The organism is Hymenobacter sp., assembly GCF_035709525.1.
GTDB lineage: Bacteria > Bacteroidota > Bacteroidia > Cytophagales > Hymenobacteraceae > Hymenobacter.
Window position 1 is genome coordinate 1 of record NZ_DASTEP010000173.1, and the last position, 21335, is coordinate 21335.

Genomic DNA, 21335 nt, shown 5'->3' on the forward strand with positions numbered 1-21335 from the left:
GCCGTACATCTTCCGCATCCGCAATTTCTTTTTGCAGGAAATCGTCATCAAGCTCAGCCGCGAGCATACGGTGCTCAAGCAAGCCAAACTCGACATCTGCGCCGCGCTCGATGTAGTGCGCGACCAGAAAGAATACCGCCAGGCCCGCCTGGTAGTGGACGTGGACCCGATGTAGGGCCAACAGTTTTCAGGGCAAAAAAAGGCCCCGACTGCAAATTGCAGTCGGGGCCTTTTTGCAGGCGGGTTGCCCGAAGTCAACCTATGCTTGGTCGAGCAGCCATAGCACTAGAAACACCAGCCCGATGATGAGTAGAATGGTACCCACGACGTAGAACACACCACTAACGCCGCCGAAAAGCGTCAGGATGAGGCCAACCAGCCCAAAGAGAATGGCGCTGCGCAGGTTACCGTCGAGGCCGCCGCGGGCGGCGCTGGCATCCTGCTTTTTCAGCTGCGGCATTTGGGCCGTTAGCTTGTCGAGCTTTTTGGTGATTTTGCGCAGCGCCAGGCGCTGCACCAGATTGGGCTTGGGGGCGGTGGCAGCTTTGGCAGCCGGGGCGGTGGTTACGGCTGGCGCAGCCTCAGCCACTGGGGTACTGGCTATGGCCTGAGCAGCTACGGGCGCAGCCGGCGCGGCCACGGGTGCGGCCGGCGCGGCGGCTACCACGGTAGCCGAAGCCTCAGCGGCTACGGGCACGTAAGGAGCTTGGGCTATGGGCGTGCTGGCGGGCTGGGTGGCAGCCTGCGAAACGGCTGCGTAGTCGGCGCGGCCACAGGCGCCGAGCGAAAAGGCGGTAGCAAGTACCAGCGAAAGGCGGCCGAGGGTGAGCGATAGATTTTTCATAAGGTGAAAAAAGGGGAAGAAGGTAAGAAAAACAGGGCTCCCTACGTTGCAGAGAGTAATTTGGCTGCCTTATCCGGGCATTGTGCTACTTAATATTGTCATTGCACCAGCCTTCGATAACCACCACCGGGCTGAACGCTCAGCCTGGTAGTGCTGTTGAGCGAACAGTTTACGAAGCCAGCTTAGAATACTGAATACGTATGAGAAAAGCCGTTGTGATAGGAGTACTAGCGAGTGCGGCCGCTGCCAGCGCCTGCACCCAGTTGCCTATTGAGTCTAACGTGGCCTCGCAGGCTTTCTTGCGCTCGGATGTCTCGACGGCCCATCCGCCCGACTCGGCGGGCTATGAAACCCGCCCGCCGCGCGACCCCAGCGGCATCGGCCGCTACTACCTGGGCCGCCAGATTGCCCACGTGATGGGCCACGAAGGCGCCGACTGGCTCGAGCGCTCGGACCGCCGCGAAGAGGAAGGGACCGACATACTGCTCAAAGAGTTACAGCTCAAGCCCACCGACGTCGTGGCCGACCTGGGCGCGGGCACGGGCTTCTTTTCCTTCCGCATCGCGCCGCTGGTGCCCAAAGGCCAGGTGCTGGCCGAGGACATTCAGCCTGAAATGATAGCCGAGCTCACCCAGCGCAAGGAAAAAAACAAGCTATCCAATGTGCAGCCCATCCTGGGCACCACCATCGACCCGCGCCTGCCCGCCAACGGCGTCGACGTGGTGCTGCTGGTGGACGCCTACCACGAGTTTGACCACCCGCGCGAGATGGGCCGCGCCATTCGCAACGCCCTGCGGCCGCGCACCGGTCGCCTCGCGCTGGTCGAGTACCGGGCCGAAGACCCGAACGTACCCATCAAGCCGATTCATAAAATGACCGTGGCGCAGGCGAAGAAGGAAATGAGCGCCATCGGGCTGGAACTGGTGGAAGTGCGCGAAAGCCTGCCGCAGCAGCATCTGATGCTGTTTAAGAGGCCGTAACACCAAGCTCCAGCTTGGTGCCGCGTCATTCAGCGCACATTGTGGTGCCGCTCAACAACGATGCACCAAGCTGGAGCTTGGTGTTACTTCTTCATTAGCCGCTCGATGTCGGCCAGCTCAATCGGAGTAGTGGCCATCAAATCCTCGTTGCCAGTGGGCGTGATGAGGAAGTCGTTTTCGAGGCGGATACCCAGTTTCTCTTCGCGGATGTAGATGCCCGGCTCGATGGTATAAACCATGTTCGCCTCAAATTTGCGGTATTTGAAGCCCACGTCGTGCACGTCGAGGCCGAGGTAGTGGCTGGTGCCGTGTGGGAAGTACTTCTTGTAGAGCGGCGCGTCGGGGTCCTGGTTTTTTACGTCGCTGGCGTTCAGCAGGTCGAGCTTGATAAGCTCCTGCTCCATCGCGTCGCCCACTTCCTTATGGTACTCTTCAATGGAATGGCCCACTACCAGGCGGCTTTCGCAGAAGCGGAACACGCGCAATACGGCTTCGTAGACCTGGCGCTGGCGCGGCGAGAAGGTGCCATTGACCGGGATGCTACGCGTGAGGTCGGCGGCGTAGTTGGCGTACTCCGCGCCGAAGTCGAGTAGCAGCACGTCGCCGTCCTGGCACTGGCGGTCGTTAGAGATGTAGTGCAGGATGGTCGCGCTTTCGCCGCTGCCGATGATGCTGGTGTAGGCCGGCCCGCGCGAGCCGCTTTTCACAAACTCGTGCAGAATCTCAGCCTCTACCTCGTATTCCCACACCCCGGGCTTCACGAAGCCCAGCAGGCGACGGAAGGCGTTGCCGGTGATGTCGGCCGCCTTGCGCATGAGCCGGATTTCCTCGGGGCTCTTGATGGCGCGCAGCTGGTGCGTGAGGCGGGCGGCGCGGCGGTACTGGTGCAGCGGGTAGCGGCGCTGCAAGTCCTTGATAAAGCGCGCGTCGCGGGTTTCAACTTCCACCACGGACCGGATGTGCTCGTTCGAGTTCAGGTACACGTAGTCGGCCTCGTTCATGAGGGCTGGCAGCACCGTCTCGAACTGGTCGAGCCACATAATGGTCGGGATGCCTGACACCTGGCGCGCCTCTTCCTTGGTCAGCTTGTAGCCTTCCCATACCAAAATCAGCTCCGAGGTTTCGCGCACGAACAGGATTTCGCGGTACTTGGGCAGCGTGGCGTCGGGGCAGATGACGAGGATGGTTTCTTCCTGGTCAACACCGCTCAGGTAAAACAAATCGGTGTTCTGCTTCAGTGCCAGCGTACCGTCGGCGTTGGTAGGCAGGATGTCGTTGGCGTTGAAAATGGCCAGTGAATTGGGCGGCAGCAGCTCGCGGAAGCGGTGGCGATTTTCGATAAACAGCTCGGGGGCGATGGGTCCGTAGCGCATGGGCGATAGGTTGAGTTTGGGGCCGCAAGTTAGCGGTGGGCCGGTGGGCCGCTTTGTACTTCTCGTCATGCTGAGCGGAGCGTAGCGGAGTCGAAGCATCTCTACCGCTTCGTTGCTAGCGCCAGAGGTTAGTTCTCCGGCAGAGATGCTTCGACTCCGCTGCGCTCCGCTCAGCATGACGGAAGACTCTCTACGCCAACTGCGGCACCAGCACCGGCAGCTCAATGCGCCGCGTGCGCGACAGCAGCAGCGCCATCACCGAAGCCTCGTCGCGCGGCGCGCCGTCGAGCAGCACGAAGTGGCGCGCCAGCAAATCGTAGCGGCGGCCCATAAGGTAGAAGAAAATGTGCAGAAAATGGATACCATCGAATACGATGGCCTTATTCTCAATGTATTGCCCCAAATTGTGTTGAAAGTGCGCCGGGTGGTCGGTCCAGTGCAGGGCGGGTTTGAGGTGGTGGCTGATGTGGTAGCCATCATTCCAGCACTTGTGGTTGTAGCTGGTGTTGATGCAGGTTACGCTGTTGGTATAGCAGTTATCGGGCGTGTCGGCGTCGATAAAAGCGTGCTGCGCCCAGTTGCCAATCATCATAATAACTCGCGAAAGCACAAAAGGCAGCACAAACACCACCAGCGTAGCCGGCAGGTTGACAAAAGCCAGTAGTAGCGTGCCTGCCAGGTAGATAGCCTCGCCGCGCAGCAGCCGGAAGCGCAGCGTGGTCTTGTTGCGGTGCGTGAAGTAGCCCGCAAGGCGCGCCACGCCCAGCACCAGAAAGTCGCCGAGGTAGCGCAGAAACCCCAGCACCGAGTCGCGCTGGTAGCGCATGGTCGAGCTTTCGTCGTCGGGCATGTTGTTTTCGGGGTGGTGCATCCCCATGTGGTGCACGAAGTACGACTCCGGCGTTTGGCCAAAAAGCGGCCCCAGCACCCACGGGATGTAGTGGTTCAGCCAGCCGTACTTCTTTTTGAACAGCATGCGGTGGCAGGTGCAGTGCAGCATCAGCCCGAATGGCCCCTTGAAGCGGGCATTGCTGAAAAAGAAAAACAGCCCGAACGTGGCCCACCACCACGGCCCGCGCAGCGCGGGCACGAAGAGCATAGCCGCCAGCGGCAGCATGGTGGCCGTTATTTTCAGGATGAGGTAGGCGAAGGGCAGGTCGCGCGGGTCTTGCAGGTAGCGCAGCAGCCTCGCATCGAGGCGCGATGGTGCCGCTGGCCGGGCGTAGCCGGGGTCGGTGCTAGTGGTCAGTACTTTCATAAGCAGCTTCAGTAAATAAGCGCGGCCCACCGGGCAGGCAACTCATTGCTAGCACCCGGCCAAAAGCGGGAACCCAGACAGAAGCAAGCTCGGCAGCGGCGGAAGGGAGCTGAACGCAGCCCCGAGCGGTGGGCCAATGCGGCCCGTAGTGACTAGCCTAACGGTAGCTGTCGCCTGGCAGTTCGGCCAAACGCGGGTAGCAACTCATTTTCAGTATTTACCGATGGAGCGCGATAAATACGTACTTTTTAACCCTGGCCGGGTGGTTGTATCTTTACTTAAATAGCTTACCCCCGCCCGATGCCCACGTTTTCGCACCTCCACTCGCACACCCAGTATTCGCTGCTCGACGGCCAGGCCAGCATCTCGGCGCTTATGAAGAAGGCGCAGGCCGACGGCATGCCCGCCGTGGCCCTCACCGACCACGGCAATATGTTTGGGGCGTTCAACTTCGTGGCCGAGGCTAACAAGTACAACGTGAAGCCGATAGTCGGCTGCGAGTTTTACCTCGTCGCCGACCGCCACAAGAAAACCTTCCTGCGCGAAAGAGGCGAGAAGGACGAGCGCTACCACCAGCTGCTACTGGCCAAAGACCAGGCCGGCTACCACAACCTGGCCAAGCTGTGCTCGCTCAGCTTCATCGAGGGCGTGTACTCCAAGTTTCCGCGCATCGATAAGGAACTGATTCTAAAGTATCACGAGGGGCTGATTGCCACCAGCTGCTGCATCGGGGCCGAGATTCCGCAGGCCATCCTGTTTGAGAGCGAGGCGGCGGCTGAGGAAAAGCTGAAGTGGTGGCTCGACGTGTTTGGCGAGGACTTCTACATCGAGATTCAGCGCCACGGGCTGATGAACTTCGACGGCACCGGCAAAAGTCAGGAGGACGTGAACCAAGTGCTACTGGGCTTCGCCAAGAAGTACAACGTCAAGGTTATCTGCACCAACGACTCGCACTACGTGGACCAGACCGACTACGCGGCCCACGACCTGCTGCTGTGCGTAAACACGGCCGAGGAGCGCAGCATCCCGGTCGGCGACTTCGAGACAAACTACTACACCGTGCTCACCGCCGACCAGCGTGTGCACTACGACACCCTCGACAACCTGCGTAGCGCCCACGCCTACGACGAAAACGCCCGCCGCATGCTCTCGCGCATCGACGAGGAGCTTCAAAAGCCGCCCAAGCAACGCCGCCGCCGCTTTGGCTTCGCCAACGACCAGTTCTACTTCAAGAGCCAGGCCGAGATGAACGAGTTGTTCTCGGATGTGCCGGAGAGTGTGGATAACACCAACGAAATTGTGGATAAGATAACGCCGCCCAAGCTGGCGCGCGACATCCTGCTCCCCAACTTCCCGCTGCCCCCGCAGTTTGCCAACGCCGACGAGTTTTTGCGCGAGCTCACCTACGTGGGCGCCTTCGGGGCCAGCGCCGGCAATGGCACCGTGACCATGACCAAGCCGCCCCGCTACTCCGAGCGCACCCCCGAAATCGAGGAGCGCCTGGACTACGAGCTGCGCATCATCCAAACGATGGGCTTCGCGGGTTACTTCCTTATTACACAAGACTTTATTAACAAGGGCCGCAGCATGGGCGTAGCCGTGGGCCCCGGCCGGGGCTCGGCGGCGGGCTCGGCGGTGGCCTACTGCGTGGGCATCACCAACATCGACCCTATTAAGTACTCGCTGCTGTTCGAGCGCTTTTTGAACCCCGAGCGCGTGTCGATGCCCGATATCGACATCGACTTCGACGACGTGAACCGCCAGAAAGTCATTGACTACGTGGTGGGTAAGTACGGCAAAACCCAGGTGGCCCAGATTATCACCTTTGGCACAATGGCCGCCAAGTCGTCTATCAAAGACGTAGCCCGGGCGATGGAACTGCCGCTGCCCGCCGCCAACGAAATGGCCAAGCTCGTGCCCGAAAAGCCCGGCACCACCCTGGCCGGGGCCTTCCGCGACGTGCCCGAGCTACAAGCCATCCGGGCCGACCAGGGCGACCTCAAGGGCCAGATTCTGGCCCTGGCCGAGCGCCTCGAAGGCTCGGTGCGCAACACCGGCATCCACGCGGCAGGCGTCATCATCGCGCCCGACGACATTACGAACTACATCCCCGTTTCGACCTCCAAGGACTCGGACCTGCTCGTGACGCAGTTCGACGGCAAGGTGATTGAGAGCGCGGGCATGCTGAAGATGGACTTTCTGGGCCTCAAAACCCTGACCATCATCGTGGATGCCCTGCGCCTGATTGAGCGCAACCACGGCGTCAAAATCGACATCGACGAGATTCCGCTCGACGACCCCAAGACCTACGAGCTCTACCAGCGCGGCGACACCATCGGCACGTTCCAGTTTGAGTCGGAAGGGATGCGCATGTACCTCAAGGACTTGAAGCCAACCAACATCGAGGATTTGATTGCGATGAACGCCCTGTACCGGCCCGGCCCGATGCAGTTCATTCCTACCTTCATCAACCGCAAGCACAACCGCGAGCCCATCGAATACCCGCACGAGCTACTCAAGCCCATCCTGGAGTACAGCCAGGGCATCATGGTGTACCAGGAGCAGATTATGCAAACGGCCCAGATTCTGGCTGGCTACTCGCTCGGCGGGGCCGACCTGCTGCGCCGCGCCATGGGTAAGAAGGACATGAAGAAGATGGCTTTGGAGCGTGAGAAATTCGTGGCTGGGGCGGAAAAGCTGCACAAGATTCCGGCGAAGAAGGCCAACGAAGTCTTCGACGTGATGGAGAAATTTGCCGAGTACGGCTTCAACCGCTCGCACTCGGCCGCCTACTCGGTAGTAGCATATCAGACTGGCTACCTGAAGGCTAACTACCCCGCCGAGTACATGGCCGCCGTGCTCACCAACAACATGGGCGACATCAAGAAGGTGACGTTCTTCATTGAGGAAGCCCGCAAGCAGGGCGTGGCCGTGCTCGGCCCCGATGTGAACGAAAGCGAGCAGAAATTCAACGTACCCCGCGAAAACCAGATTCGCTTCGGACTGGCCGCCGTGAAGGGCGCCGGCGAAGCCGCCGTGTTAGAATTAGTAGAGGAACGCCAGAAAAGCGGCCCCTTTACTGATGTGTTCGACTTTGCCAAGCGCGTGAATTTGCGTGCGGTGAACAAGAAAACATGGGAAAGTCTGGCCCAAGCCGGCGCTTTTGACAGCTTCGAGAAATACAACCGCCGCCAGTTTATGGACGCCCCGGCCGGCGACCAAAACCTGATTGAAAAGGCGCTGAAACTCGGCCAGCAGCACCAGGCAGCCAAGGAATCGGCACAGCACAGCTTGTTCGGGGCCGGCGCGTTTGGGGCAGTGGCGGCGCCGCTACCCAAGATACAGGACCTGGAAGAGTGGAGCGCGCCCGAAAAGCTGCGCCGCGAGAAGGAGGTAGTGGGCTTCTACCTGTCGGGCCACCCGCTCGACACGTACCGCATGGAAATCGACGCCTACTGCACCTGCCCGCTCGACCAGCTGGAAGCGCAAAAAGGTAAGGACGTGAACGTAGCGGGCCTCATTTCAGGCGTCACGTTCCGCACTACTAAGAGCGGCCAGCCGATGGTTTCCTTCAACATCGAAGACTACGATTCGAGCATCAACCTGGCACTGTTCCGCGACGACTTCACAAAGTACGGCCCGCTCATCAACCCCAAAAACTACCACAACGACCAGGTGCCGCCCATGTTCGTGCGCGGTAAAATGGAGCTACGCTACGGTACTCAGGACCAGTGGGAATTGAAAATCAAGCACATGGAGCAGCTCGGCAACATTGCCGAAAAGCTCAGCAAGGGCGTGCGCGTAAAACTCGACCTGCGCACCGTGACGGGACCGATGATTGACCGCTTGCAGGAAGCCATCGAGCACGCCAAGGGCTCGAAGCGGCTGGAGATTCAATTTTTGGAGCCGCACGAGCGGCTGGCCGTGGACATGTTCTCACGTCGCTTTCAGATTGAGCCTAAGGCATTTATTGATAAGATGCGCGAGTTTGAGTTGGATGTATGCGCGCTGATTTAAGGTTGCGCGGACTTTGTAGTCCGCGTGCGACTGACGCGAAAAACGCGGACTACAAAGTCCGCGCAACACCTGCCTGAACTTTCTTACCCCCGCGCTGTTTTACTCGCACTCCGCTACCTTGCAGCCCCGTAGGCCGTATACGCCGGACGTTTTTTCACTCATAAAACCTTAGCGTCATGGCGCACAAAGCAATTGAAATAACCGACGCCAACTTCGAGGAGATTATCAACTCGGACAAGCCCGTACTCGTGGACTTCTGGGCCGAGTGGTGCGGCCCCTGCCGCATGGTAGGCCCCGTGGTAGAGGAGCTGGCCGGCGAATACGAAGGCAAAGCCATCATCGGCAAAGTGGACGTGGACGCTAACCCTCAGACGTCGATGAAGTTCGGCATTCGCAGTATCCCGACACTGCTAGTGTTCAAGAACGGCCAAATCGTAGATAAGCAAGTAGGTGCCGTGCCCAAGCACGTGCTCGCCCAGAAACTCGAAGCTCAGGTAACTGCCTAAGCTACCCTGCTCTAATCTATTAAAAGCCCCATGCCTTTGCTGGCGTGGGGCTTTTGGCATTTCGGGGACTGGCGGGGCCAAACCTGCGGCTGTTTTATCCGTTTAGTACGCCTGAGCTTTTACCACCCTTTTTTCTTTCACCCATGAAACGCCTTTCGCAAATCCTGGCCCTGCTTGTAGTAGCTGGCGGCCTCTCGGCCCAGGCCCAAACCACCCCCGGCACCACGATGAGCAGCAGCTCGTCGAAAACATCGACTACTACCACGTCGCAAACGCCGGCCACGACCACCACCAAAACGACGACCATGACCAACCCGGCCGGTATGCGCAAGTCGAGCACCTCGACCAAATCGGCCACCGGCACGAGCAAGACCAGCACCATGACCACGCCCTCGGGCATGACCAAGTCGACCAAAACCACCAAGACTACGACCAAGTCGAGCATGTAGCGTCAGCAACTACCGCAGCAAAAAGCCCCGTTCAGCGCGCTGAACGGGGCTTTTTGCGTAATTGATGGGTTTGCTACTTAGCCAGCTACGGCGGCGGCCGGGGCTTCTTCGAGTTGCACGGGGCGGCTGAAAACTTCTTCGAGCGAAATCAGGGTTTCGGTGCGCTCTACGCCTTCAATGTGCTGCACTTGGTCGTGCAGCACGTTGCGCAGGTGCTGGGTGTTGCGGCAGGCGAGGCGGGCAAACAGGTTGTAGCTGCCGGTAGTGAAATGCACGCTCACTACTTCGGGGATGTCGCGCAGCTTGGCAATCACGCCGTCGCAGTACGAGCTTTTGAGCAGGAAAATTCCTAAAAACGCTTCGATACCGTAGCCAACCTTTTGCAAATCAAGGTCGAGGGTAGCGCCGCGCACGATACCCAGCTCTTCGAGCCGGGTCATCCGCACGTGGATGGTGCCGCCGGATACGTGCAGTTGCCGGGCTATTTCGGAATAAGGCAGCTTAGCGTCCTTAACTAATAGATTGATAATGCGGCGGTCGGTGTCGTCTAATTCGTAGGGGCGGGACATGAGTAGGGAAGATGAGAACAAAAAGGCAAGAACTACGTATTGCAAATATCGGCAGTAATAGCGGCCTTCTTTGAAGATTAAATAATTTTTCAATCTTTTTTGAATAAAATTTGCATAATCAAAAAAACCGTCTTACCTTTGACATATCAAAACGCAAACGGCGCGGCGATACAAACCTTGTAGTGTGGTGAAACTGGCAGACACGCCCTCCTATCTCGGGGGTGAAGGCTCCCGGGATAAACCCTCGCTCTTCGGAGCTTGTGGCTAACCGCTTCGTGGAGGTTCAAGTCCTTCCGCTACAGCCAATTAAAAAAGGCGACTTCCTTGCGGAAGTCGCCTTTTTTGTTTTTGAGCGAGATTCAGGGTAGTGTGCACAGGAAGTAGAGACGCAATATTTTGCGTCTTGCGCTCGGTGACGTATCCTGACGCAAGACTCCAACTATTGCGTCTCTACTTCCTGTTTACAATAATCTAGGTTTCGGCTAGCGGCGGGCCACGGCCTGCCGCTGCTGGTACTGCGCCTTGCCGCGGTCGAGAAACTCGCCGAATTTGGCCACGCTGGGCTCGTAGGCTACGGGCGCGGTGAGGGGCTTGTCGGTGGGGTCGTTGGGGTCGAGCACCACGTAGTAGGGCTGGGCGTTGAAGCCGTAGCGCGTGATTTGGAGGTCGGCGTTGCGCTTGCCGAGGGTGGTTTTCAGCTGCTTGTCGCGGGCTGAGACGTACTGCTCGGCGGCGGGCAGCTCGGCTTTATCGTCCACGTAGAGAGCCACTACCACGTAGTCTTCGCGCAGGCGCTTCAGTACCTGTGGGTCGCTCCACACGGAGGCTTCCATCTTGCGGCAGTTCACGCAGGCGTGGCCGGTGAAGTCGATGAAGATGGGCTTGTTCTGCGCCTTGGCGCAGCGCTTGGCCTGCTCCAGGTCGAAGTAGCCATTGAGCCCGTGCGGCAGCTCCAGAAACTCGGCGTAGCGCGGGGCTTCGCACTGCGCGGGCCGGCCGGTAGCGGCCACGGCGGGCGCGCCGCCCTCGGCGCTGGCAATGGAGAAATCGCGGTTGCTCTGGGGCGGCAGGTAGCCGGCCAGCAGCGGCAGCGGCGCACCGAAGAGACCCGGAATCAGGTAGGTCATGAAGCTGAAGGCCAGCACCGCCATCAGCAGCCGGCCCACGCTGAGGTGGCCAATCTCCGAGTCGTGCGAGAGGCGGAATTTGCCCAGCAGGTATAAGCCCAGCAGCGCCGACAGCACTATCCAGAGCACCAGGTACACGTCGCGGGTGAGGATGCCCCAGTGGTAGGCCAGGTCGGCCATGCTCAGGAACTTGAGGGCCAGCATCAGCTCTACAAAGCCCAGCACTACCTTCACCGTATTGAGCCAGCCGCCCGAGCGGGGCAGGCTTTTGAGCCAAGCCGGGAAGATGGCAAACAGCGTGAACGGCAGCGCAAACGCCAGCGAAAAGCCCAGCATCCCGATAACCGGCGTGATGCGCTCGCCCCGCGCCGCCAGGCCCAGGATGCTGGCCACGATGGGCCCGGTGCAGGAAAACGACACCACTACCAGCGTAAGCGCCATGAAAAAGACGCCGCCCCAGCCGCCTTTGTCGGCCTGGGCGTCAATCTTGTTGACCATGCCATTGGGCAGCGTAATCTCGAACAAGCCCAGGAAAGACAGGCCGAACACGACGAACACGGTGAAGAAAATCAAGTTGGGCAGCCAGTGCGTGGCAATCAGGTTGGGGCCGTCTTCGCCCAGCGCCGCCGCCACTACTACCCCAATCAGCACGTAGATGACCATGATGCTGAGGCCGTAAACCAGCGCCTTCAGGATGCCGCGCTGCCGGCTGTCGTTGCCGCTGGTGAAAAATGACACCGTCATCGGAATAAGTGGGAACACGCAGGGGGTGATAAGGGCCCCCAGGCCAAACAGGAACGCGCCGAACGCGAACGCCAGCAGACTTTGCTCGGCGGGGGCGGCGGTGCCAGCCGGGGCTGCCGAGGCGGTGGCAGTAGTGGCCACTGCTGCGGGAGTGGCTACCTTCGCGGCGGTGTCGAGCGCGGCCGGGACGGGCGTGGTAGCGGGCGCGGCGGCGAGCGCCGCCGTATCAACCAGAGCAGAGGTGGCAGCGGCAGTAGTGGTTGCTACCGGGGCCGGGGTAGCGGGTGAGGCCGCCGCGCCGGGCTTAGTAGTGGCGGGCGTGGCAGCAGCAGTAACCGCGCCGCCGGCCACGGCCAGCGGGCCGAAGCTCAGGGTTTCATTGCCGGGAATGCACTTGCCGTCTACATCGGTGCAGCTCTGGTAGTCGGCCTCGGCCTTGATGGTGAGCGCGCCGGGCTGCAACACCTTGATGCGCTGCCGAATCTGGCCGGTATTCTCCCAGTAGGCTACTTCACCCTTGAAAATGGGGTCTTCGGCGTGGTGCGACTTCACCGATATCGGCTTACCCACCAGCTCGTAGGCGGGGCTGGGCTGGAACTTGAGGGTGAACACCGTGGGGCCGACCTCGTCGCTGAAATCGGTGGCGTAGAGGTGCCACTTGGGGTCGATTTTGGCATTGATAATCAGCTCCAGCTCGGTGCCAACGGCCGCTTTGGGCTGGCTCAGGGCCGTGCTTAGGTGCGTGGGAATGAGCACCTGCGCCCCGGCCAGTCGGCTCAGCAGCAGCGTTATAAGTAATAGGTTAAAAAACCGGACGTGTTTCATGGATGCTTAACAGAGAAAGGGCAAAATAAGATACGGCCATTCACTTTTAAGCCGTAAACAATTGCCCCGGCACCAACTCGCCCCGGCAAAGTCCGTACTTTTGACCTTAGAAAGGCTGCCCGACCGTCCGCGTCTGAGGGGAGCCGCCTACATGGTCTTAAAAATACTGCTTACCCTGTTGCTGGTTTTGGTCAACGGGTTTTTCGTCGCCGCCGAGTTTGCCTTGGTCAAAGTGCGCGCCTCTCAAATCGATTTGCGGGCCCAGGAGGGCAACAAGCTGGCCAAGCTCACGCAGAGCATGCTGCATAACTTGGAGGCGTATCTATCGGCTACTCAGTTGGGTATCACAGTAGCTTCGCTGGGCCTGGGCTGGATAGGCGAGAGCGTAGTGGCCGAAGTACTACTGGCCATCATCCACAAGTTCGGGCTCGTCATCTCGCCCGAAACCGTGCATAGCATCGCGCTTGTGGCCTCGTTTGCCACCATCACGGTGCTGCACATCGTCATCGGCGAGCAGGCGCCCAAGGTGCTGGCCATTCAGAAGTCGGAGGCCACGACCCTGGCCATTGCGGCCCCGCTGCGGTTTTTCTACGTCATCACGTTTCCAGCCATCTGGCTGCTCAATACGCTTTCCAACGGCCTGCTGGGTTTATTCGGAGTGAAGGCGGTGCACGGCAGCGACGTGCACACGGCCGAGGAGCTGCGCATCCTGCTCGACCAGAGCAAGGAAAGCGGTGAGATTCAAGACTCAGAGCACGAGTTGATTGAGAACGTTTTTCAGTTCAACGACCGCATGGTGCGCCAGATTATGGTGCCCCGCACCAAGCTCGCCGCCCTCGACGTGAACGCGCCCGAGGACAAGCTGCTCGAAAAGATTTTCAGCGAGGGCTACTCGCGCCTGCCAGTATATGATGGCAGTATCGACAACATCGTGGGCGTGCTCAACGTCAAGGACTTGCTGCCCATCGTGCGGCGCGGCGAGGCTATCGAGCTGGCCCGCATCATGCGCCCGGCCTACTTCGTGCCCGAAACCAAGAAAATCAACCGCTTGCTGCGTCAGTTTCAGCGCAAGCACATCGTAATGGCCATCGTGAGCGACGAGTTTGGCGGCGTGGCCGGCATCGTCACCATCGAGGACATCATGGAGGAGCTGGTGGGCGAAATCCAGGACGAGTACGACAACGAGGTGCCGGTGGTGGAAAAAATTTCCGAAACCGAGTACCGTGTCAATACTTCCACGCCCATCCCCGACGCCAACGAGTACCTCCCCTACCCGCTGCCCGAGGGCGACGACTACGAAACGGTGGGCGGCCTGCTCAACGTGCTCTACGGCAACATCCCGGAGGTGGGCGACGTGGCCGTGCTTGAGCCCTACGAGTTTCGGGTGCTAAGTCGCGCCAGCCGCGTGGTGGAGATGGTGCAGCTGCGGGTGCTCTCGCCCAATGCCGCGCCCGACACCGACCCGCTGGCGGCGTAGTCGAAGCAGCTTAGGCTGGGTTTTGCGCTGGCACCTGGTACTAGCGGCCAGAAAAGCTACCTGTACTCGCCATTTTTGGGCTTCAAGTCATTGGTGATAATCCTCATAAGGTCGAAAAACTGCCAGGCGGAGCACCAGGCGAGTATCGCCAACCCGATAAGGCCCAGGCCTACTAAGCCAGGACCGGAGAATATGCCTCCCAAGAAGCCTAGCAGCAGCAAGTAGGTGCTGGCTACAGTCAAGGTAATGGTAAAAGCGCCCCGCCCGTAGTAGCCCAGGTAGAAGTTATGCAACCCGAACGGAAAGGTCAGCAGCGCTAGCATGATAGCAATAGTTCGCGAGCGGTAGCGCACCGGCTCGATTGCGGGCGCTTGCCGCTGCTGGGGTGCCCGAGCAGCGGCGCTGGCAGTTGCCGCCGCCCGCCGCAGTAGCGGAGCGGGCTTGACATGGATTTGCCGCGGGCGCCGGGCGGCGCGGCGCTGGGGCCGGGAAGCTTTCGGAGGGTAGCTTACGCTGGGTGGTGCGGCCGGTGGCAGGGCTATTATTATCGCCGCGCTTTCCGCTACCGGCGCGGGCGCGATGGCTGGGCAAGCCGCACTTTCAGCGGCTTGCAACGGGTAGCTAGTGCGCTGGCAGGCTCCCAGGCTGCCAAACAACAGCACTGACAGCAACCAGCGGCGGCAGAAGGTGGTAGCGAGTGTGTTCATCTTGGCTAAGTGAAATGGGTGCAAAGCCAAAGTTGACGCCCCCGGCGAATGCAGGCAATGCTAAACGTGCTGCATTCAGACTTTTGCGTCCGCAACTAGCGCGGCCAGAATTCGGCTTTTTACCGTTCTTTCTGCCTTTTCACCCAGCTACAGATGCACTTTTAGGGACTTTACTATTTTCCGCTGCTGCCACACCGGCTACCTACGAGCCAGCTGGCTGGCCTTGACACAGCGAAGCCTTCTTCTTACTACTTGGATAGTAAAAAGAAGGCTTTTAGCGTACTTGAGCCCAGGTGCTTGCGCTAGCCTCTAACCAGGGCAATAAGGAGCAAGATGAGGCCCACGACGAATATTGCGCCACCGATGGTAACCACGACATTGGCGCCGCCAATTAGCCCTCCAAGCAGTATCACGGCCAAGCCAGCCAATATCACCAGTCCTGCCTTTCCTGCTTTAGACGCCGTCTGCGCTACCTGAGTGGTATTTTGACGGGCGGCCTGTGCTTTTGCCAGCTGCTTAACCACTTTTTTTAGTACCAGTTGCTGCACCAATTTGGGGCGTGCTACCGATTGGGCGGCTACGGTGCGTGGCTCTGCTTTGCCCGCGGCCGGTGCCACGGCAACAGCCGTGGGCGCGGTGGCAAGCGGACTGGCCATTACTACGCGGGCAGTAGTCGCTAGGTCGTCCGGCGTGGCCGGAGCAGTAATTTGCTGCGAGCTTATCGGCAGCGGCGTCTGCTGGTTAGCAGCGTAGTTGCCGTGGCTGCAAGAGGCAAAAGCGGTGGCCGCAATACCAAGTGCCAGCAATTTTTGGTAGGTTTTCTTCATGAGAATTGATGGGTAAGCGTTAGCACGCAAAGGTGGCGCACGCAGTTGTCATTCGCGCCACCGAGCGAGGCCAAGCATGTAACATTTGCAAACAAAACTCAGAACCAGCTGGCGTACACCTGATAATTAGCCGCCGTGCGGCGCAGGCCCGCGGCCTGCGCTTCGCTCACGGGCTTTATTTTCTTGGCCGGCACGCCCGCGTAGAGGTAGCCGGGCTCGCAAATGGTATTCTCCAGCACCACGGCCCCGGCCGCGATGAGGCAGCCCCGGCCCACCACGGCGTGGTCCATCACGATGGCGCCCATGCCGATGAGCACGTCGTCCTCGACGGTGCAGCCGTGCACGAGGGCGCGGTGCCCGATGCTCACGCGCGAGCCGATGGTGAGCGCTGCCTTTTCATAGGTGCAGTGCAGTACCGCCCCGTCCTGAATGTTAGTTTCGTCGCCGATGCGGATGCTGTTTACATCGCCCCGAATAACGGCCGTAAACCAGACGGTGCAGCCGCGCCCCAGCACCACGTCGCCGACGATAGTGGCATTGTCGGCCACGAAGCAATCGGGGCCGAGGGTAGGCACAACGCCGTGAACGGGAAGCAGAAGCGCGGGCATGGGCTGGTACTAAAAAGGCTTGTTGGCCGATGAAAGGGCTTCAAAAATAGGCTTTACTTTTGAAGACTATGACGAACCCGCCCCCCGTTTTCACCGAGCGCCAGTGGCTGCTGCGCTACTGGTGGCCGCTGCTGCTAGTGCCTGCCCTGCTGGGACCGCTCATAGCGTGGCTGGCCCCGCGGCACGGCAGCCCGCCGCCCTACTGGGTTTTTATACTTTTTGGGCTGGTAATAGCACTGGTGGCCGGGCTGGTGCTGGAGGTGCGCCTCGACGCGGCCGGGGCACACTACCGGCTGCTGCCGCTGCAATGGCGCTGGCAGCACGTGGCCTGGCCCGAGGTAGCCCGCGCCTACCTGCGCCGCTACGACCCACTGGGCGAGTACGGCGGCTGGGGCATCAAGGGCAGCTCCCAAAACCGGGCCTACAACATTGCCAACGACGAGGGCTTGCAGATAGAGCTGCGCAACGGCCGCCGCGTGCTGCTGGGCACCCAGCGGCCCACCGAGCTGCGGCAAGTGCTGGCCGCCCTGCAAGCAGCCGACGCTACCCGCCCCATTGCGCTGTAACACCAAGCTCCAGCTTGGTGCTACGCCGGGCAATGACGGATAGCTCATTTACAGTAGTTTCTAATTCAGGGTGCCAATGGCACCAAGCCGAAGCTTGGAGCTACACCCGCAGCAGCTGCTTCCAGGTGCCTTTCTCCAGATTATATTTCAGCGTACTCGGCAAAGCCCGCCAGAAGTACTTGCTGGTTTCGACCGCGAAGCTGGGCTGCATGTAGCAGTTGATGGTGCAGCCCTCGCACTGCGGCAGGCGACCTTCGAGGGCGGCCAGGCGCTGGGTTGCGGGCGCGTTGTAGAGGTCGAACAGCCGGCCTTCGATGGGCATTTTCTGCTCGCCGAGGTGGTAGCAGGGCAACACCAGCTCGTTGCTGGGCGAAATGACGAGCGTGGTGCTGGCGGCCCGGCACACGGGCGCGGCCACGTGGTTGCCGCCGTCGCGCCGCAGCGCGATGAAGCCTTCGTTGAGGTACACGCCCCGGCGCTTGCCGAAGGCCGAAAGGAAATCCAACTCGGTGTCGGTGAGGCTTTCGCCAGTTTCGACTTCGCCGTACTCGAAGGCAGGGTTAATAATGAGCATCAGCCCGTTGGGGCGCGTAATGGTGTCGTAGACGACCTGTAAGTCGGCCAGGTTGTGGCGGAAAACGGTGAACAGAATATCGGGCCGCTCGCCCAGCTCTTTGGCCAGGCGAATGCTTTCGAGCACGAAGTCGTAGCAGGCCACGCCGCGCCCTTTGTCGTGGGTAGCGCGGTCGGCCGAGTCGAGCGAGAAGTGTAGCATATCGACCAGCCCGCGCAGCTTTTCGGCATTTTTGGGGTAGAGCAGGCCATTAGTCGTCACGGTCGTGATGAAGCCCAGCTGCTTGGCCAGCGCCAGAAACTCGGGTAGCTGCCGGTGCAGCAGCGGCTCGCCGCCCGTGAAATCAATGACTTTTACGCCCAGCCGCTTGAGGTCGCGCAGGTTTTTCTCGACGTCCTCCAGCGTGATATACGGCGAAGGCTTCTCCCAAATATCACAGAATGAGCACTTGGCATTGCAGCGGTACGTGACGTAGTAGTTGCAGAGGACGGGATGGCGAACGAGACGCATAGATAAAGGTAGCCCAGATGTAGGGTAAGCTTTAGCTTGCCTTTTCCACAGTCCAAAAGCTGTAGGGTAAGATTTAGCCTACCAATCGTGGAAAAGGCAAGCTAAAGCTTACCCTATACACACTAGTGCGGCAGCTTGCCCCAGGCCGCCGCGTCCCAATGCTGCGGCGTGGCGGCTAACGCCTCCGCCGTGGCTTCGCCAAAATGCTCGCGGTAGTAGTCGCAGAAGCCCTTGAGCGGACAGCGCGGGCAATTAGGGCGCTGAAAAAAGCAAATCTGCTGCCCGTGCCAGTAGTTGTGCTTGTGAAAGTTGAACAAGCCTTCAGGGTCGAGGTGGGGCTTCAGCAAATCGAGCAACACGTGGTGGGCTTTCTCTACCGACACCTTCGGCCCGATGACGCCGAGGCGCTGCATCACACGGTGCACGTGGGCATCGACGGGCAGCACGGGCTTACGAAAATTGAAAAGCAACACCAGCGAAGCCGTTTTCAGGCCGATGCCGGGCATATCGGTGAGCCACGCCATGGCGCGCTCGGTGGGCCAGTCGGCCAGAAAATCGAGCGAAAAGCTACCACCCGTTTCGGCTTTGATGCGCCCCAATATCTCCTGAATGCGCGGGGCCTGCGTGGCCGGCCAGCGCGTGGTGCGAATGGCGTGAATCAGGCCATCGAGCGGGGCAGCCAGCACGCCCTCCCAGTCGCCGTAGGCTTCGAGCATCCGGTCGTAGGCCAGTTCCTCGTCGGCGTGGGTGGTGCGGTGCGAGAGCAGCGTCGAAATAAGCTCGCGCATGGGCGTGCGCCGCGCCGCCGTAGGCACGGGGCCGAAAAAAGTATTCAGGATGGTATGGTCGGCCAGCGCCTTGTCGAGCGGCGAAGAAGTATAAGTCGGCACCACGGATTCAACGGTTTTTTCGGATTAGTCAGATTTTGTAGTCAACTCCTCAAACGAAAAAAGGCCGCCCAAAGGCGACCTTTTCTTAGCAAACGAACCACTTAGCCAGCCCGCGCAGCGGGCGTATCCGTTAAATCCTACAAATTCGTTTGAATCTGCGGTCTACAGCGTGCCTTTCTTGGCGGCTTTCTGCATCTTCTCGTTGGCGAAGATGGCTACCTCCACGCGGCGGTTGGCAGCTTTGCCGGCCTCCGTAGCGTTGGAGGCTACTGGCTGCGACGAGCCGTAGCCCGTAGCCGTGATGCGGCTGGTGTCCACACCTTTAGCGGTCAGCTCGTTGGCTACGGCCTGGGCGCGGCGCTGGCTCAGGGGCTGGTTGATAGCGTCGGAGCCCGAAGCATCGGTGTGGCCGTCGATGACGATGTTGGTGTCGGCGTATTTCTGAAGCGTGTTGGCCAGCTCATCGATGTTGCCGGTGGCAGCCGAGGTCAGCGACGACGAGTTGGAGCCGAACAGGATGCCCGAGGCAAAGGTGATTTTGATGCCTTCGCCCACGCGCTCTACGGTCGCGCCTTCGAGGTCGCGGCGCAGCTCGGCGGCCTGCTTGTCCATCTTGCGGCCGATGAGTGCGCCCGCGCCGCCACCTACTACCGCGCCCAGGATGGCCCCCTTGGCCGTGCCCGACTTGCCGCCAATGACGCGGCCCAGAATAGCCCCGCCGGCCGCGCCACCCAGGCCGCCGATAATGCCGCCTTTAGCGGTTTTGCTCATGCCTTTGGGCTTGGCCGTCGATACCGTCGAGGTTTGGGCCTGGGCAAAGTGGCCAACTACCAGCAGCAGCGCCAGCAGGTAAGAGAAAGAGAATCGCAGGGTTTTCATGAAATAAAAATGAATGAAAGAGGACTACTTTTTGGTGCGCAAACAGCTACGCTGGGCAAGTTCGGCACGTTACAACCACCTTGCCAAATATTCGTGCCAACCCGCCCTACATTGGTGGAAAGGCACTATTTTTCCTTTTTAAAGGCCACAAAAAACCCGGCACTGGGCCGGGCTTGGGTTGCTTGCAGCGAATAGCCACTTATTTGTTTTTGTAGCGGTAGTAGCGGGCAGGGTCTTTCTTTTTGTCTTGCTTGCGGCCAATGGCCCCGCCGCCCACAGCACCAGCGCCAGCGCCGAGCACGGCCCCGGTTTTGCCGCCAATGAGGCCGCCTACTACGGCCCCGCCTACGCCGCCCGCTACGGCGCCTTTAGCCTTGCGGCTCCAGCCCTTGGGCTTGTCCTGGGCGTGGGCCGTGGTGCCAGCCAGCACGAAGAAAGTCAGCAATAAAGCAAAAATTCGGGTGAACGCTTTCATATCAAAAAGAGAATTTAAGAGAGAGGAAGGAAACGCTGTGGCCGCCGATAGCCACCACGGTAGTTTTTAACGAAAGCGGCCAAATAGAGTTGTGCTACGGGCACAAAAAAGGCCTGCGGCTGAATGCCGCAGGCCTTTTTAAGGCTCAGGTTAGTTTGGCGCTTAGAGCGTGCCTTTTTCGGCAGCTTTCTTCATTTTTTCGTTGGCGAAGATGGCTACTTCCACGCGGCGGTTGGCTTGGCGGCCCTCCACGGTGGTGTTGTCGGCCACGGGGTCGGCCGAGCCGAGGCCCTTGGTGCTGATGCGGCTGCTGGCCACTTCCTGCGCGGTGAGGCTGTTGGCCACGGCCTGGGCGCGGCGCTCGCTCAGGGGCTGGTTGATGGCGTCGGTGCCGGTGTTGTCGGTGTGGCCCTCAATCAGCACGTTGGTGTCGTTGTATTTCTGGAGGGTAGCGGCGAGCTTGGCGATGTCCGACTGCGAAGCCGGGCGCAGGGCGCTACTGTTGGTGTCGAACAGGATGCCCGAGTCGAAGGTGATTTTGATGCCTTCGCCCACGCGCTCTACTTTGGCGTTGGCCATGTCGCGCTGTAGTTCAGCAGCTTGCTTGTCCATGCGGCGGCCGATGATGGCCCCCGTGCCGCCGCCCACGGCCGCGCCCAGGATAGCGCCGGCCGCCGTGCCCCGGCCACCCCCGATGAGGCCGCCTACTACGCCGCCCAGCACCGCGCCGCCGCCGGCCCCAATGAGGCCGCCTTTGTTGGCTTTGGTCATGCCGGTTTTGCGCTGGCCGGTGCCGTTGGCGCTGGATAAAGAGCCGTCGGAGGCAGTACGCGACGAGGCGCACGAGCCGAGCAGCATTACAAAGGCCATCAGCGTGGCCAGGAGAGACTTAGGAGTAGTCATAAAAGTGGATTGGTGAAGAGTGGATGGTTTCACAACCTGGCCTTATACGCAAAAGCCTGCCCCGGTTGCCGGGGCAGGCTTTTCAAAGGCTGTGCCAAAGGTGGGTTTTTGGATGAGCGGATGAGCGGATGAGCGGATGAGTGGATGAGTGGATGGTAGTGTCATGCTGAGCGTAGCGAAGCATCTCTGCCGCTTCATCCAAACCGTTCAACGAAGCGATAGAGATG

Annotated in this window: 19 protein-coding genes; 6 read left to right on the plus strand and 13 right to left on the minus strand. The window is 60.1% G+C overall.

Annotated features, from left to right (window positions below; genetic code table 11):
- Positions 1-259: 259 nt before the first annotated feature.
- Positions 260-844, minus strand: coding sequence for a hypothetical protein (locus tag VFO93_RS15615; RefSeq protein WP_325135298.1), 585 nt, complete (start codon positions 842-844; stop codon positions 260-262).
- Between the two features lie 200 nt (positions 845-1044).
- Here VFO93_RS15615 and VFO93_RS15620 point away from each other — a divergent pair, with 200 nt between their 5' ends.
- Positions 1045-1824 (plus strand): class I SAM-dependent methyltransferase, encoded by a 780-nt coding sequence (locus VFO93_RS15620; RefSeq protein ID WP_325135299.1) that lies wholly within the window; start codon positions 1045-1047, stop codon positions 1822-1824.
- Positions 1825-1907: 83 nt separating this feature from the next.
- Here VFO93_RS15620 and VFO93_RS15625 read toward each other — a convergent pair whose 3' ends face one another.
- On the minus strand, positions 1908-3197 hold the full coding sequence (locus VFO93_RS15625) for an aminopeptidase P N-terminal domain-containing protein (RefSeq protein ID WP_325135300.1): 1290 nt from the start codon (positions 3195-3197) through the stop codon (positions 1908-1910).
- A gap of 190 nt (positions 3198-3387) precedes the next feature.
- Complete coding sequence (locus VFO93_RS15630; protein WP_325135301.1) at positions 3388-4455, minus strand: fatty acid desaturase; 1068 nt, start codon at positions 4453-4455, stop codon at positions 3388-3390.
- Positions 4456-4755: 300 nt separating this feature from the next.
- Here VFO93_RS15630 and dnaE point away from each other — a divergent pair, with 300 nt between their 5' ends.
- The 3 genes from dnaE (at position 4756) to VFO93_RS15645 (ending at position 9427) form a co-directional block, all read left to right on the plus strand.
- Positions 4756-8472, plus strand: coding sequence for a DNA polymerase III subunit alpha (gene dnaE / locus VFO93_RS15635; protein ID WP_325135302.1), 3717 nt, complete (start codon positions 4756-4758; stop codon positions 8470-8472).
- Between the two features lie 176 nt (positions 8473-8648).
- Positions 8649-8978, plus strand: a complete 330-nt coding sequence (gene trxA, locus VFO93_RS15640) for a thioredoxin (protein WP_144849028.1) — start codon at positions 8649-8651, stop codon at positions 8976-8978.
- A gap of 143 nt (positions 8979-9121) precedes the next feature.
- A complete protein-coding gene (locus VFO93_RS15645; RefSeq protein ID WP_325135303.1) occupies positions 9122-9427 on the plus strand; it encodes a hypothetical protein in 306 nt (101 codons plus the stop codon).
- 77 nt (positions 9428-9504) lie between these two features.
- On the opposite strand, the gene VFO93_RS15650 is transcribed toward VFO93_RS15645, so the two are convergent.
- Together VFO93_RS15650 and VFO93_RS15655 are read right to left on the minus strand one after the other, a co-directional pair.
- Positions 9505-9996: an Lrp/AsnC ligand binding domain-containing protein gene (locus tag VFO93_RS15650; RefSeq protein WP_325135304.1), complete on the minus strand. Its 492-nt coding sequence runs from the start codon at positions 9994-9996 to the stop codon at positions 9505-9507.
- A 482-nt stretch (positions 9997-10478) separates the two neighbouring features.
- Entirely contained in the window at positions 10479-12692 is a 2214-nt protein-coding gene (locus VFO93_RS15655) for a protein-disulfide reductase DsbD family protein (protein ID WP_325135305.1), read from the minus strand.
- Positions 12693-12843: 151 nt separating this feature from the next.
- On the opposite strand from VFO93_RS15655, the gene VFO93_RS15660 reads away from it, so the two are divergent.
- Entirely contained in the window at positions 12844-14169 is a 1326-nt protein-coding gene (locus VFO93_RS15660; protein ID WP_325135306.1) for a hemolysin family protein, read from the plus strand.
- A 56-nt stretch (positions 14170-14225) separates the two neighbouring features.
- Here VFO93_RS15660 and VFO93_RS15665 read toward each other — a convergent pair whose 3' ends face one another.
- The 3 genes from VFO93_RS15665 to VFO93_RS15675 form a co-directional block, all read right to left on the minus strand.
- A complete protein-coding gene (locus VFO93_RS15665) occupies positions 14226-14492 on the minus strand; it encodes a hypothetical protein (protein WP_325135307.1) in 267 nt (88 codons plus the stop codon).
- A 686-nt stretch (positions 14493-15178) separates the two neighbouring features.
- Entirely contained in the window at positions 15179-15703 is a 525-nt protein-coding gene (locus tag VFO93_RS15670) for a hypothetical protein (protein WP_325135308.1), read from the minus strand.
- Between the two features lie 98 nt (positions 15704-15801).
- Complete coding sequence (locus VFO93_RS15675; protein ID WP_325135309.1) at positions 15802-16311, minus strand: gamma carbonic anhydrase family protein; 510 nt, start codon at positions 16309-16311, stop codon at positions 15802-15804.
- A gap of 68 nt (positions 16312-16379) precedes the next feature.
- Here VFO93_RS15675 and VFO93_RS15680 point away from each other — a divergent pair, with 68 nt between their 5' ends.
- Positions 16380-16877: a hypothetical protein gene (locus VFO93_RS15680; RefSeq protein WP_325135310.1), complete on the plus strand. Its 498-nt coding sequence runs from the start codon at positions 16380-16382 to the stop codon at positions 16875-16877.
- 100 nt (positions 16878-16977) lie between these two features.
- Here the strand turns inward: VFO93_RS15680 and VFO93_RS15685 are convergent, their stop codons facing one another.
- The 5 genes from VFO93_RS15685 to VFO93_RS15705 all read right to left on the minus strand — a co-directional run bounded on the left by VFO93_RS15685 (position 16978) and on the right by VFO93_RS15705 (position 21108).
- Positions 16978-17961 (minus strand): radical SAM protein, encoded by a 984-nt coding sequence (locus tag VFO93_RS15685; protein WP_325135311.1) that lies wholly within the window; start codon positions 17959-17961, stop codon positions 16978-16980.
- Positions 17962-18083: 122 nt separating this feature from the next.
- Positions 18084-18851 (minus strand): endonuclease III, encoded by a 768-nt coding sequence (locus tag VFO93_RS15690; protein ID WP_325135312.1) that lies wholly within the window; start codon positions 18849-18851, stop codon positions 18084-18086.
- Positions 18852-19013: 162 nt separating this feature from the next.
- The gene (locus tag VFO93_RS15695; RefSeq protein ID WP_325135313.1) at positions 19014-19730 is read right to left on the minus strand and encodes an OmpA family protein; all 717 of its coding nucleotides are present in this window, start codon (positions 19728-19730) and stop codon (positions 19014-19016) included.
- Positions 19731-19929: 199 nt separating this feature from the next.
- Positions 19930-20205: a glycine zipper domain-containing protein gene (locus tag VFO93_RS15700; RefSeq protein WP_325135314.1), complete on the minus strand. Its 276-nt coding sequence runs from the start codon at positions 20203-20205 to the stop codon at positions 19930-19932.
- A 162-nt stretch (positions 20206-20367) separates the two neighbouring features.
- Positions 20368-21108: an OmpA family protein gene (locus VFO93_RS15705; RefSeq protein ID WP_325135315.1), complete on the minus strand. Its 741-nt coding sequence runs from the start codon at positions 21106-21108 to the stop codon at positions 20368-20370.
- Positions 21109-21335 lie beyond the last annotated feature (227 nt).